The sequence below is a fragment of the Bradyrhizobium sp. USDA 4503 genome (assembly GCF_054055815.1).
The window spans coordinates 3,249,119-3,262,304 of sequence record NZ_JBSRXS010000001.1 but is presented as its reverse complement, the minus strand read 5'-3'; the positions used below and the strand labels follow the sequence as shown (position 1 = coordinate 3,262,304).

General features: G+C 64.6%; 14 protein-coding genes. 10 read left to right on the top strand and 4 right to left on the bottom strand.

Translation table 11 applies throughout. From position 1 onward, the window contains the following. The first annotated feature begins 31 nt into the window (after positions 1 to 31). From ACVMIH_RS16005 to ACVMIH_RS15985, 5 genes are read left to right on the top strand one after another with little or no spacing between them, the layout of a single operon-like run. Positions 32 to 1,399 carry a glutamine synthetase family protein gene (locus tag ACVMIH_RS16005; RefSeq protein ID WP_057020645.1) on the top strand — a complete coding sequence of 456 codons (1,368 nt, stop codon included), beginning with the start codon at positions 32 to 34 and terminating at the stop codon, positions 1,397 to 1,399. A gap of 35 nt (positions 1,400 to 1,434) precedes the next feature. After that, positions 1,435 to 2,820, top strand: a complete 1,386-nt coding sequence (locus ACVMIH_RS16000) for an aldehyde dehydrogenase family protein (protein ID WP_057020604.1) — start codon at positions 1,435 to 1,437, stop codon at positions 2,818 to 2,820. Positions 2,821 to 2,836: 16 nt separating this feature from the next. Next, a complete protein-coding gene (locus tag ACVMIH_RS15995; protein ID WP_456862489.1) occupies positions 2,837 to 4,009 on the top strand; it encodes an iron-containing alcohol dehydrogenase in 1,173 nt (390 codons plus the stop codon). A 3-nt stretch (positions 4,010 to 4,012) separates the two neighbouring features. Beyond that, positions 4,013 to 4,843 carry a type 1 glutamine amidotransferase gene (locus tag ACVMIH_RS15990; protein ID WP_057020602.1) on the top strand — a complete coding sequence of 277 codons (831 nt, stop codon included), beginning with the start codon at positions 4,013 to 4,015 and terminating at the stop codon, positions 4,841 to 4,843. Further along, positions 4,840 to 6,066 (top strand): allantoate amidohydrolase, encoded by a 1,227-nt coding sequence (locus ACVMIH_RS15985; RefSeq protein ID WP_456862487.1) that lies wholly within the window; start codon positions 4,840 to 4,842, stop codon positions 6,064 to 6,066. Before ACVMIH_RS15990 ends, ACVMIH_RS15985 begins: the two co-directional genes overlap by 4 nt. 237 nt (positions 6,067 to 6,303) lie before the next feature. On the opposite strand, the gene ACVMIH_RS15980 is transcribed toward ACVMIH_RS15985, so the two are convergent. From ACVMIH_RS15980 to ACVMIH_RS15970, 3 genes are all read right to left on the bottom strand, one after another. Then, positions 6,304 to 6,468, bottom strand: coding sequence for a hypothetical protein (locus ACVMIH_RS15980; protein WP_456862485.1), 165 nt, complete (start codon positions 6,466 to 6,468; stop codon positions 6,304 to 6,306). Between the two features lie 267 nt (positions 6,469 to 6,735). Then, positions 6,736 to 6,933: a hypothetical protein gene (locus tag ACVMIH_RS15975; protein ID WP_076834229.1), complete on the bottom strand. Its 198-nt coding sequence runs from the start codon at positions 6,931 to 6,933 to the stop codon at positions 6,736 to 6,738. 85 nt (positions 6,934 to 7,018) lie between these two features. Then, positions 7,019 to 7,150, bottom strand: coding sequence for a hypothetical protein (locus ACVMIH_RS15970; protein WP_283809223.1), 132 nt, complete (start codon positions 7,148 to 7,150; stop codon positions 7,019 to 7,021). A gap of 409 nt (positions 7,151 to 7,559) precedes the next feature. On the opposite strand from ACVMIH_RS15970, the gene ACVMIH_RS15965 reads away from it, so the two are divergent. Genes ACVMIH_RS15965 through ACVMIH_RS15950 form a run of 4 tightly spaced genes read left to right on the top strand, consistent with a single transcriptional unit; the run spans position 7,560 to position 11,129 of the window. Further along, positions 7,560 to 7,877 carry a DUF485 domain-containing protein gene (locus tag ACVMIH_RS15965; RefSeq protein WP_057020600.1) on the top strand — a complete coding sequence of 106 codons (318 nt, stop codon included), beginning with the start codon at positions 7,560 to 7,562 and terminating at the stop codon, positions 7,875 to 7,877. Beyond that, a complete protein-coding gene (gene actP / locus ACVMIH_RS15960; RefSeq protein WP_456862483.1) occupies positions 7,874 to 9,568 on the top strand; it encodes a cation/acetate symporter ActP in 1,695 nt (564 codons plus the stop codon). Before ACVMIH_RS15965 ends, actP begins: the two co-directional genes overlap by 4 nt. Positions 9,569 to 9,605: 37 nt before the next feature. Continuing rightward, entirely contained in the window at positions 9,606 to 10,961 is a 1,356-nt protein-coding gene (gene fahA, locus ACVMIH_RS15955; protein ID WP_057020598.1) for a fumarylacetoacetase, read from the top strand. A 15-nt stretch (positions 10,962 to 10,976) separates the two neighbouring features. Then, positions 10,977 to 11,129, top strand: coding sequence for a hypothetical protein (locus ACVMIH_RS15950; protein WP_156436539.1), 153 nt, complete (start codon positions 10,977 to 10,979; stop codon positions 11,127 to 11,129). Here the strand turns inward: ACVMIH_RS15950 and ACVMIH_RS15945 are convergent. Then, positions 11,092 to 12,168: an AraC family transcriptional regulator gene (locus tag ACVMIH_RS15945; RefSeq protein ID WP_057020597.1), complete on the bottom strand. Its 1,077-nt coding sequence runs from the start codon at positions 12,166 to 12,168 to the stop codon at positions 11,092 to 11,094. The genes ACVMIH_RS15950 and ACVMIH_RS15945 overlap by 38 nt on opposite strands. A gap of 249 nt (positions 12,169 to 12,417) precedes the next feature. On the opposite strand from ACVMIH_RS15945, the gene ACVMIH_RS15940 reads away from it, so the two are divergent. Next, a complete protein-coding gene (locus ACVMIH_RS15940) occupies positions 12,418 to 13,185 on the top strand; it encodes an enoyl-CoA hydratase/isomerase family protein (RefSeq protein WP_057020596.1) in 768 nt (255 codons plus the stop codon). The last annotated feature ends 1 nt before the right edge of the window (position 13,186 follow it).

The following is a 13,186-nucleotide window of genomic DNA, read 5'->3' as shown; positions in this document are numbered from 1 at the left end:
CGATGCCACAGAAGCCGAAGATTTGAAGATCATGGATGCAAGAAGCGTACGAACTATCGCCGAGGCGAAGGCCCTTGTCGAGGAGCGGGGCCTCTCCCACGTCAAGCTCGGCATCGTCGATCTCGACGGCGTCATTCGCGGAAAATATCTCGCGCGCGACAAGTTCGTCGGCGCGCTGGAGGCCGGCTTCAGCTTCTGTGATATCGTGTTCGGCTGGGACTCCAACGACCAGATGTACGACAATTGTGCATTCACCGGCTGGCATACGGCCTTTCCCGACGCGACCGCGCGCATCGATCCTTCGACCTGCCGCAATGTGCCGACGGAAGAGAACATGCTGTTCTTCCTCGGTGAATTCGAGGGCGCCGCGGCGGGGGTGTGTCCGCGCCGGCTGCTGCGGCGCGTCATTGACCGCGCCGAGGGCATGGGATTCTCGCCGTCCGTGGCCGCGGAGTTCGAGTTCTTCGTGTTCGACGAGACGCCGCACAGCGTGCGCGAGAAGGGCTTTCGCGGCTTGAAGAATCTCACGCCGGGCTGGTTCGGCTATTCTATGCTGCGCGCCTCCGTCGAGTCCGAATTTCATCGCTCGCTGCTCAAGCTCTGCAACGAGATGGACATGCCGGTCGAAGGCCTGCACACCGAGACCGGACCCGGCGTGCTGGAGGCCGCGATCCAATACACCGATGCGCTCGCGGCCGCCGACCGCGCCGTGCTGTTCAAGACCTTCTCCAAGGTCTGGGCCGAGCGTCAGGGCAAGATGCTCACCTTCATGGCCAAATGGTCGAACGCCTATCCCGGACAATCCGGGCATCTGCATCTGTCGCTGCGCGACCGGGACGGCAAGCCGGTGTTTCACCAGGGCGGCAGGCCCGGCGACATGTCCGACATCATGCGCTGGTTCGTCGGCGGCCAGCAGGCGCTGCTTCCGGAGCTGCTCGCGATGGTGGCCTCGACCGTGAACAGCTACTCGCGCCTGATCCCCGGCTTCTGGGCACCGACCGACGCGACCTGGGGAATCGAGAACCGGACCTGCGCGTTGCGCGTCATTCCCGGCAAGCCGGCCAGCCAGCGCGTCGAGTACCGCGTCGCTGCCGCCGACATCAATCCGTATCTGGCGATCGCGGCCGCGCTCGGATCGGGCCTCTGGGGAATCGAGCACAGGATCGAACCGGACGAGCCGATCATCGGCAACGCCTATGAGCGCAGGCATCCGCCCGAGCGCGCGTTTCCGCGCACGTTGTCGGAGGCGGCCGACCGGCTGGTCGCCTCGCAGGCGGCGCGCAACCTGTTTGGCGACGTCTTCGTCGATCACTACGCGATGACGCGGCAGTGGGAGGAGCGCGAGTTCCGCAAGGCCATCACCGACTGGGAGCTCGCTCGCTACTTCGAGATCATTTGAGACGGATCCTCCCTTCCAAAAACGAGTGACATCACGTGAACGATATCGTCTGCATTTCGCCGGTCGACGGCAGCGAGGTTGCCCGGCGGCCCGTCGCAACGGGTGCCGAGGTCGCCGCGGCTCTCGCGCAAGCACGGAAAGCGCAGCAGGAATGGTCGAGCATATCGCTCGCCGAGCGCAAGGCCATGATGCTCGCCTTCCTGCACGAGATGCGGGCGCAGAACGACGAGGTCGTTCCGGAGCTCGCGATGCAGATGGGCCGGCCGGTGCGCTATGGCGGCGAACTGCGCAGCCTGGAGGAGCGCGTCCGCGTGCTGGTCGAGCTCAGCGATGAAGCGCTGGCGCCGATCGTGCCGACCGGGCAGCCCGGCTTCCGCCGCATGATCAAGCGCGTTCCTGCCGGCATCGTGCTGGTGATCGCGCCCTGGAACTATCCCTATCTCACCGCGGCCAACACCATCGTGCCGGCGCTGCTGGCCGGCAACGCCGTGATCCTGAAGCATGCCGCGCAGACCCTGCTAGTCGGTGAGCGCTTCCAGGCGGCACTGGACCGGGTCGGCCTGCCCAAGGGGGTGTTCAGGACGCTCACGCTCGACCATGTCATGACCAGTGAGCTGATCTCATCGCGCTCGGTCGACCATGTGAACTTCACCGGTTCGGTCGCCGGCGGCCGGGCGGTCGAGCGAGCGGCGGCCGGGACATTCATCAGCCTCGGGCTAGAGCTCGGCGGCAAGGATCCGGCCTATGTGCGGCCGGATGCCGATTTCGATTTCGCGGTCGAGCAGCTCGTGGACGGCGCCTTCTACAACTCCGGCCAATGCTGCTGCGGCATCGAGCGGATTTACGTGCATGAGCGGATCTATGACTCCTTTGTAGACGCCTTTGCCGGCCTGACCGCGCGCTACCGGCTCGGCAACCCGCTGTCGCGGGACACGACGCTCGGCCCGATGGCGGCGACACGCTTTGCCGATACCGTCCGCGCCCACATCGGCGAGGCCGTCGCAAAAGGCGCGCAGCCTCTGATCGATCCGGCCCGGTTCCCAGCGGACAAGATCGGTACGGCCTATCTGATGCCTCAGGTCCTGGTCGGCGTCGATCACTCCATGCAGGTGATGATGGAGGAGAGCTTCGGGCCTGCGGTCGGCCTCATGAAGGTCTCCTCCGATCAGGAGGCGGTTGGCCTAATGAACGACAGCCCCTATGGCCTGACTGCATCGGTCTGGACCGAGGACGCCGCCGCAGCCGAACGTATCGGTGACGGCATCGCAACGGGCACCGTATTCATGAACCGCTGCGATTATGTCGATCCCGCCCTGGCGTGGACCGGCCTCAAGGACACCGGACGTGGTGTCGGCATGTCGCGCCTCGGCTTCGAGGCGTTGACCCGCCCAAGATCATTCCACCTTCGCATCGAGCATTGAGCATTGAGAGCAGCACATGGACGTTCAGATCACCGGCGCCTGGAATTTTCCGACGCGCGTCGTTACCGGCGCGGGCCGCATTGCCGAGCTTCCCGAGGCGTGCCAGACCAACGGCCTCACCAGGCCATTGCTGGTCACCGATCACGGGCTTGCCAAGACCGATCTCATCGCCAGCATCGTCGACCGTGTGCGCGAGGCGGGCATTCCGCTCGCCGTGTTTTCCGACGTGAAGACCAATCCGACCGAAACCAACCTGACGGCCGGCGTCGAAGCCTTCAAGGCCGGCGGTCATGACGGCGTGATTGCGGTGGGCGGAGGTTCGGCGCTGGACGTCGGCAAATGCGTGGCGTTCATGGTGGCGCAGTCGCGCCCGGTCTGGGATTTCGAGGACGTCGGCGATTGGTGGACGCGCGCCAACACCAAGGGCATCGCGCCGATCATTGCGGTGCCGACGACGGCAGGCACGGGGTCCGAGGTCGGCCGCGCCGGTGTGATCACTCGTGAGGATACCCATGAGAAGAAGATCATCTTCCATCCCATGATGATGCCCAGGATCGCAATCGAGGATCCCGAGCTCGCGGTCGGTCTCTCGCCGTTTCTCACCATGGCAACCGGCATGGATGCGCTGTCGCACTGCTTCGAGGCCTACTGCGTCAAGGCATTTCACCCGCTTGCCGACGGCATCGCACTGGAGGGCATGAAGACCGTCGATAACTATCTGCCGCGCGCGGTCGAGAACGGTCGCGACCTCGAAGCGCGCGCCTACATGTTCGCCGCGGCCTCGATGGGAGCCACCGCGTTCCAGAAGGGGTTGGGCGCGATCCACTCGATATCCCATCCGGTCGGCGCCCGATACGATACCCATCACGGGCTGACCAATGGTGTGGTCTTCCCTTATGTCCTGGTCTGCAACAAGGCTGCGATCGCCGACAAGATTCCGCACATTGCCCGCGCGCTCAACCTGCCGAGCCAAGACTTCGATGCCGTGCTGTCCTGGCTGCTGGCCTTCCGCAAGAAGCTCGGCGTGCCGCATACGCTCGCCGAGCTCGGGGTGAAGGAGACCGACGCCGGAACGATCGCGGCCGATGCCGTCAAGGATCCGACGGCGGGTGCCAATCCGCGGCCGTTGACCGAGCCGGAGTTCAAGCAGCTGACGCTGGCCGCCATTCGAGGCGATCTTGGAAGCTGAACCGTGCTGAGGCTGCTCGTTCTCGAGGGCAACACGCTGGCCGGCCGGCGACGGATCGCCGAGACGGCGGGCGCAATGCCTGCGGAGAGCTATGCGGCGGTCCTGCGGTCGCTTGCACCTCGCGTCGTCGTCGACATCGCGACACCGGCGGATGCGAGCTTCGCGCTGCCGCAACCGCTCGAAGCTTACCACGGCATCGCGATCACGGGGTCGGCCCTCAATATCTACCAGCGAGAGGTCGAAGCGCTGCGGCAGATCGACCTCGTGCGCGAGATCTTCGTTCGCGGAGTGCCAATGTTCGGCTCGTGCTGGGGCTTGCAGCTCGCCACGGTCGCAGCGGGCGGCGAGGTCGGTCTCAACCCGGCGGGGCGCGAGGTCGGATTCGCGCGAAGGATCATGCTGACGGCTGAAGGCCGCGCTCATCCCATGCATGCTGGCCGTGCGGCGGTGTTCGACGCGCCGGCCATCCACAGCGATATTGTCACCCGCCTTCCGCAGTCCGCAACCGTCACCGCCTGGAATACCATGTGCGAGGTTCAGGCGGCGGAGATCCGTTTCGGTCGCGGGCTATTCTGGGGCGTGCAGTATCATCCCGAATATCGCCTGCACGACGTCGTCGCCGTCATCCAACGCTACGGACAGCTCCTGGTTGACGAGGGTTTCTTTGCCGATCTGGACGCGCTCGCGCGTTATGCCGCCGACCTCTCGGCGCTCGAGGCGGACGAACGGCGTGGCGATCTTGCCTGGAAACTGGCACTTCACCGCGACATTCTGAGCCATGATTGCCGTCAGACCGAGCTGAGGAACTGGATCGCATCGCTGGAGCAAACATGACCGCATTGCATGACCTCATCGCGCGCTTTGCCAGGATCGGTGCGACCGACGACGGTGGCGTGTGTCGGCTGGCTGGAACGGCGCGCGACAAGCAGGCGAGGGACCTCTTCTTGCACGAGATCGCCGATCGCGGCCTTGTTCCGAGGATCGACGCGATCGGCAATCTATTTGGCGTGGCGATGCTGGCGCCGGCGTCCACGGACGTCGTCATGACCGGCTCGCACCTCGATTCCCAGCCGACCGGAGGACGATATGACGGGGTCTTCGGCGTGCTCGCCGGAATCCTCGCGGTCGAGGCCGTCAGGGAGCGTTGCCGTGCCAATCCCGGCGCCGCGCGACGCAACCTCGCCGTCGTGAACTGGACCAATGAGGAGGGTGCCCGCTTCCAGCCCAGCCTGACCGGCAGCTCGGTTTTCGCCGGCGCCCTGAGCCTGAAGGATGCATATGCGTGCAGCGACGCAGAGGGCGTCACCCTGGGCGAGGCGCTGGCCGCGATCGGCTATTGCGGGACGACGCCCCTCGAACACAATCCGGTGCGCTATGTCGAGTTGCATGTGGAGCAGGGCGATCGCCTGGAGCAGGCGGCTGGCGACATTGCCGCAGTGTCCGGCGCGTGGATGACGCGCAAGATATCGGTGATGTTCGAAGGCGACTACTCGCACACCGGACCGATGCCGATGGCGCTCCGCCGCGACGCACTGCGCGCAGCGGCCCGGGCTATCGAGGCGCTGTACCAGGAGGTCGCGAGGGAGACTGCGGGCGCCCATGCCTCCGCGGGGCGCATCAGCGTTTATCCCAACTCGCCGAATGTCGTGGCGGGCCGTGTTCGGGTCTGGTTCGAGATCCGGCATGAGGCCGAAGCCGTGGTCTCGGCGATCAGCGATCGCTTTCTGAAGCGAATCGCGCGTGAGTCGGGCGAGATCGGCGTTGGTATCTCGATCGCTGCCGACGAGAGGCGAGCGGGGACCGTGCTTGATCCCGGCGGCGTGGCACTGGCTCTTTCTGTCGCCGCGGATCTCGGTTTCAAGGCCATGACGTTCAAGACCATCACCGGCCACGACGCGCTGGCCATCCAGAAATCTGTTCCGTCCTCGCTGATCTTCGTCCCGAGCGAGGGCGGGCTCAGCCACAATCCGCGCGAGTTCACGGCGCCCGCGGCCCTCGACAAGGGCTACGCGGTGCTGACCGAGGTGCTGTGGAGAATGGTTACCGCGAAGGCGTGAGGCATTTCGGGTGGATGATCCTAAATGGGCGATGAAGGGACACCACCCGACAAGTAATTGATTTGCTGGTGGGTCCGGCGGGACTCGAATCTGCAACCCGAGATCGGCTTGGACCCATATAGCGGACCTCGTGCGCATTGAGCCCAGTTACGGAACCAATATCGCAATCGATAAACTTCGATTTGCTCTGCAAGCCTTTCTTTTGAACGAGCCGATAAACGCTTCGGGCACGAAGGATTATTTCGGGATGATGTTGAGCAGGAATTCGGCGATGGTCTGCTCTTTGGCTTTGCCGGCGTAGACTGCAACGGCTGGCCACGGCGATGCCGGAGAAGAAGCCATAGCCGCGGCGGGCGGATAACGGTAGTCATCCCTTAATGATGAGGCGCCCCAGGAACGCATTGCAGGCCCGCTCGGCTTCAGCGAACGAACTGAAGGGAGACCCGGATACGTGAGCCGCTGGCATATTCAGAAAGTCAGGGCGATATGATGCAACAAAGCCCGGCTCTCCATGCAATCCAGGTCCACTCCGGCTCTCGTTGCTGATGACGAATGAATAGTCGTCGCTGCTTGCGATCCATATCTCCAGTTCAGTATCGACTCGGCGGAAGTGCAGGGCCATTTCACCCTCACAAACTTTGGTCCTCCGTGATCATCCACATGGGACGCTTAGTCTGCTTTTGTGCGGTTGGCCGCTTCTGCCTCCCGCGCCAGCCGTTCGGCCTTTAGGCGCTCTCGATTATCATGGACCGCTTTTTGCGCTTTGGCGTAATCCGTCATAGCATCCTTCGGCCTGACAGTTTTGAATGCCTTGTTTGCTTCGCGTTCCGCAGCCGTCGGCGCCCGTCGGTCTCGCTCTTTAATCATTGTTGACCTCCCATTTGGGCTGACTAATTCAACGCGCGAAGCAAGCTTTCGATCCTATTATGGGGCAATGATCTAGAGGCTGTGATCATTCTAGATTTCTGTCGCGGCGCACCTTGTGAAACTCCTCCGGCCCTTTGATGAGCTTGCGCTTGCGGCTGGCCTGATCGTCTTGGCTGGCTGTACTGTCGGTCACCTTGTGGATTGCGTCGCCTGCCAATTCGCGGGCGCGCTCCCTGGGGCTGTGCCGTTCAGCGCGCAGCGCCGTGGGCTATACAGTTAGCTCGAACTCGATGAGCCGGCGGACGTCCTCAGAGCGGCCGGGAGTATCGTCCTGCTTTGCCGCCCAGGCATCGACGACCGCCCGTAGGTCGGCTGATAGGCGAATTACGACTGTCCGGCTTGTGCATCGTCGCGAGATGTCGAGACAGGTGATGGCGCGACAATCGCGGCGCGCCCAGCATGGCATGAAATCACCCGGAGTTTGGCAGGATATCACCTTGCCGGATGCGGTCCGGATTCTAATGCTCCGAGCCTGGAGAGGAGACACCCCGAGCCTTGATTCTCTGCGGCGCAACGCACGCGGATGGGCACGGCGATCAGCAAAATGTCTACGAGGGAGGAATCGGATGCCGCAACTGTCGCCGGACCGCACGCGAGAAATCCTTGCCGACGCCGCGTTCAGGGAACTGGTCTCGGGACGCGCGCGGCTGCGATGGGGTCTGTCCACCCTGACGCTGGTCATGTTCTTCGGCTTCATTGCGCTGATCTCGACCGCGAAAGCCGCGCTCGGCGCGAGTTTCGCCGGCAGCGCGATGCCGCTCGGCTTCGCGCTCGCCCTTCTCATGGTTGCGGCGATCATCGCTTTCACCGCCTTCTATGTTCAGCGCTCGAACACGCGCTTCGACGAACTCGCGCGCAGAGTCAATCGGGAGCTCGTCCGATGATCGCCAGATGGCTGCTGATCGCACTTTGCGTGGTGTTTCCATTTGCGGCGATGGCCCAGGGCGCGCCCGCCGCGGCGGCGCGTGGGCCCGACTGGATCGCGATCGGAATGTTCCTGATTATCGTCGCCGTCACGCTCGTCATCACCTGGCGCTCGGCCGGCAGCACCGGATCGAAGGCGGGCTTCTACACCGCCGGACACGCAATCACGCCGGTGCAGAACGGTCTGGCGACCGCTGGCGATTTCTTGTCGGCGGCCGCATTTCTCGGCATATCCGCGCTGGTCTACGCCAACGGCGTCGACGGCTTCATTTACGCGCTCGGCTTTCTCACGGGATGGCCGATAGTGCTGTTCCTGATGTCGGAGCGCATGCGCAATCTGGGTAGCTACACCTTCGCGGATGCCGCCGCGTTTCGCCTGCAGCGGACGCCGGTCCGGCGCGTCGCCGCGACCGGAAGTCTCGTCGTTGTGCTGTTCTACCTGATCGCGCAGCTGATCGGCGCGGGCAAGGTGATCCAGCTGCTTTTCGGCATCAACTACATCTTCGCCGTGCTCGGCGTCGGCGTGCTGATGATCCTTTATGTGATCGTGGGCGGCATGCAGGCGACCACTTGGGTTCAGATCACCAAGGCGGTGCTGCTGCTGTGCGGCGGAACGCTGCTCGCGCTGGCTGCCCTGTGGCATTTCGAGTTCAGCCTCGGACGGCTGCTGGAGGCCGCAAGCCACGTCCATCCCAAGGGAGCCGCTATTCTGGTCCCCGGCGGACTGTTCGCCGAACCGGTGTCCGCCATCTCGCTCGGCCTCGCGCTAGTGTTCGGCACCGCCGGCCTGCCGCATATCCTTATGCGGTTCTTCACGGTGAAGGACGCCGCCGCGGCCCGCAAATCGGTGTTCTATGCGACGGCCTGCGTCGCGTATTTCTGCTGGATCATTCCGGTGCTGGGCTTTGCCGCCGCAGCGATCCTTATGACGGATCCGAGCTATTTCAATGTCGCGGCATCCGGGCAGTTCAACAAGATCGCCGATCTGGTTGGCGGGCCGAACATGGCGTCGATCCATCTCGCCCACGCGATGGGCGGTCCGCTGCTGCTCGGATTCATCTCCGCGGTGGCATTCGCGACCATTCTTGCCGTCGTCGCCGGCCTGACGCTCGCCGGCGCCTCCGCCGTCAGTCATGACATCTACGGCCAGGTGCTGGCCGGCGGCAAGGCATCCGAAGCGCGCGAACTGCTGGTCTCGAAGGTCTCGGCTGTGGCCATCGGCGTCGTTGCGGTTCTGCTGGCCTACGCCTTCGAGAACCAGAACGTGGCGTTCATGGCCGGACTTGCGTTGTCGGTGGCCGCGAGCTGCAATTTTCCGGTGCTGGCGATGGCGATGTTCTGGCGTGGCACCACGACGCGCGGCGCCGTCGCCGGCGGTCTCGCGGGCCTCGTCGCGTCGGTTGTGCTGGTCGTGCTGAGCAAGACGGTCTGGGTCGCCGTCCTCGGCTTTCCGACGGCGCTGTTCCCCTACGACAATCCGGCTCTGGTCTCGATGCCGCTCGCCTTCCTGTTCGTCTGGCTGTTCTCGGTAACGGATCGCAGCGAGCGCGCTGCGCGCGAACGCGAGGCGTTTGCGGCGCAGTTCATCCAATCCGAGATCGGAGCGGCTTTGGCCAGCGAGCGGCCGGCTCTCGCAGCCGCAGCCTCGTGACAATGGACGGCACGGATCGAGGAACCTGGAAGGCAGCATGACCAACGCAGTTCAACTCGACGAGACCCACGACCCGGCACGGCGGAGTTTTGTCGAGACGGCAAACGGCAGCGCGACCGACTTCCCGATCCAGAATCTGCCGCTCGGCATCTTCAGCACCGCCGCCGATCCGCAGCCCCGGATCGGCACCGCGATCGGAGATTTCGTCTTCGACCTGAAGCGAGCGCTCGGTTCCGATGAGCACCTCGCGGCGCCGATCCGCCAGGCGCTCCAGCAAGGCACGCTCAATGCGCTGTTCGCGCTCGGACCTATGGCGATGCGGGAGCTGCGCCGCCGCGCCGCCGATCTGCTGGGGCAGGGCAGCGCGGCCGATGACACCAGGCGCCGTGCGTCCGAACTGCTGACGCCGATCGCGGATGCAACGTTGCACCTGCCCACACGCATCTCGAACTACACGGACTTCTACGCCGGCATCTATCATGCGCGGGCGGCGGGCGCGCTGCTGACGCCGGAAAATCCGCTTCCCGCGAACTACAAATGGGTGCCCATCGCCTATCACGGCCGTGCCTCGTCGGTGCAAGTGGGGCGCGGGATGGTGCGACGGCCACTCGGGCAACGCCCGCCCACGGTGGCGGGCGCAGCGCCGGGCTTTGGCCCGTGCGAACGGCTGGATTTCGAGCTCGAGATGGGCTTCTACCTCGCTGCCGGCAACCGGCTCGGCAATCCCGTCCCGATCGCCGAAGCATCGCAGCAGATCGTCGGCTATTCGCTGCTGAACGACTGGTCGGCGCGCGACATCCAGCGCTGGGAGATGTTTCCGCTTGGACCGTTCCTCAGCAAGAGTTTTGCTACCTCGGTGTCACCGTGGGTCGTCACGTCGGATGCGCTGGCGCCGTTCCGCGTCGCGGCGCTGGCGCGGCCGGACGGCGATCCGCGTCCGCTCGACTATCTGTTCGACGCGGCCGATCAATCGCACGGCGGACTCGATGTCCACCTCGAGGTCCTGCTCTTGACCGCGCAGATGCGCGCCGCGAACCAGCCCGCCGCGGCGATTCTCACATCCAATGCCAAATACCTGTACTGGACCCCGGCGCAGATGATCGCGCATCACAGCATCAATGGCTGCAATCTGCTGCCGGGCGACCTGATCGGCACTGGCACCATTTCGGGGCCTAGCCCGGCGCAGCTTTCGAGCATGCTCGAGTTCACCGCCGCCGGATCACGGCCGGCCGTGCTTCCGAGCGGCGAGAGCCGCAGTTTCCTCGAGGACGGCGACGAGGTCACCTTCCGCGGCCGCTGCAGCCGGGAAGGTTTTGTGGGCATCGGGTTCGGCTCATGCGTCGGCCGGATCGGGCCGGCGGACGCCGTGATTGCCGGAAACAACCATGCCTGATGGCGGGAGGGTGATATGGAGTGTCAATCGCTGCTAACCTACGCACAGCTCCAGAACGCGGGGCTCGATCCAGACGACTTCCGCTTCGGACAGCTCCTGACATTGGCGGTCGGGTTATCGCTGCTGCTGGTCACGCGTCTGGCGACGCTGCTGGCCGCTGCGCTGTAGGGTGACGGAAGGCCGACGGCGAGCGGTTGGTCCACTTCTTGAACGCCTTGCGGAAGCTGGTAGCGTCGGCAAAGCCGACACGCTCGGCGACCTGATCGATCGCCAGATGGGTGTTCTCGAGCAACTCCGTCGCAATCGACTGCCGCATCCCGTCGACGATCGACTGGAACGACTGCCCGTCCTCCGCCAGCCTGCGGTGGAACGTTCGCAGCGACAGCCCGAGCTTGGATGCGATCTCCGGCGCGCCCGCAAATCGGCTGGGGCTGTTGAGGCAGGCGGCTCTGATCCGCCTTACTAGCTCGGATTCGCCGGGATGCTCGGTCAAGACGACGTCACAGAGCTGCTGGCAGACTTTCGCGGTGATCGGGTTTGCATTGGGGCAGGCCAGATCGAGCACCTTGGCATCGAAATGCCATTCCATGCGATCGGCGCCGAAGTCGATCGGGCAGTTGAACATCCGCTCGTAGTTCCGCCAGTGCACGGGTGCGGCAAACGGAAAGATCATCCTCTTGCTCGGGAACGGCGACTCGAGGATGCGGCTGAACACCGCGGTCATCGAGCTGCGCCAGAATTCCGCGGCGAACGGCAGCAGCTCGCCGAGCGGGTCGAGCCCATGGCTGCGAAGGATCGCGGTCGTCCCGTGCTCGATCCGGAAGCTGATCTGCCTTACCGCCGGCCCGGCCATGGTGATGTGATCGAGCGAGAACATCAGCGCTTCGCCGAATGTCCGGCTCGACACCAGCGCATAGCCGTAAATGCCATAATCGCTGATGCGCTGCCGAGCGCCTGCGAGCAACCCTATATCGGAGCGCTTCGCCAGCCGCATCGCGTTGCGGTAGATCGCCAGCCGCTGGCGGTGTGAAATCCGGGCATGGGGATCCTCGAGCTGGGAAGCGTCGAGGCCGGTCCGTGCAAACAGCTCGCGCACCGACACGCCCTCCGCCGCCAGCTCGGCGGCCAGCGCGCCGAGTCCGAGCAGGCTCTGCGTCGGCGCATCGGGGTCGCTCGAGATCGGCATCACGATCTTGATCGGCTTCATGGCACTTCCTCCACGTCCGGCTGGCACAGATTGACAAGCCGACGAACGGCTCTTCCGGCCGTTTGGCAATCTTCGACATCATAATTGGCAGAGCTTGACGTTGTCACGTTTGTTATGACGGACGACATTCAAATCATCAGAGCAGCGGGATCTGCGCCGGGCAGGCCCGCAGCGAGGAGACGTCTGACCGCCGTGACGCTGCGTCGAAAGCGCTGCCGGCCGGCTTCTGTATCGAGCGGAGGGAACCTGATGACGACAGTACTTCACGAGATGGACGGCAAGGTTGGCGTGGTGACGCTGGCGAAGCCGCCGCACAATTTGCTCGACGACCAGCTCATCAACGATGTGGTCGGCGCCTACCACGCGGTGGTTGCGGCCGGCTGCCGCGCTATCCTGCTGCGTAGCTCGATGCGGCACTTCTGCGCCGGCGCGGAGATGGCGTCCTGGGGAATCGGCACCAAGCTGCACACCGATCAGGCGGGCCTCGAAAAAATCTGGCGTAGTCTCGAGGATGTACCGGTTCCCACGGTTGCCGCCGTCAATGGCGGCGTGCTTGGCGGCGGGCTTGAGCTCGCGCTGACCTGCGACATGATTATCGCAGCGAACACCGCGTTCCTCGGCCAGGTCGAGGTTGCGGTCGGGTTGCTGCCGCTGCTCGGCGGCACGCAGCGCATCGCGCAACGCGCCGGCATCGCGCGGGCCAAGGAGATCGCGATGCTCGGCCGCCGTCACACGCCCGAGGCGTTCGAACGCTGGGGCATCATCAACCTCGTCGTCCCGGAAGCCGAATTGGGCGCTTCATCGATGACCATGGCCCGGCAGCTCGCCGCCGGCCCGACCAAGGTCATCGCGGGCGTCAAGATGCAGGCGAACCTGCAGGCGCGCGGCGGCGTCGCCGCTGCCGACGCGCGACAGGTCGAGATCAACGACATGATCTGGAAGGCCAGGGATCGCCAGCGCGGCGCCGACGCCTTCTTCGCGTCGGGCCCGGCAACAGCTGTCTTCGAGGGAGACTGAC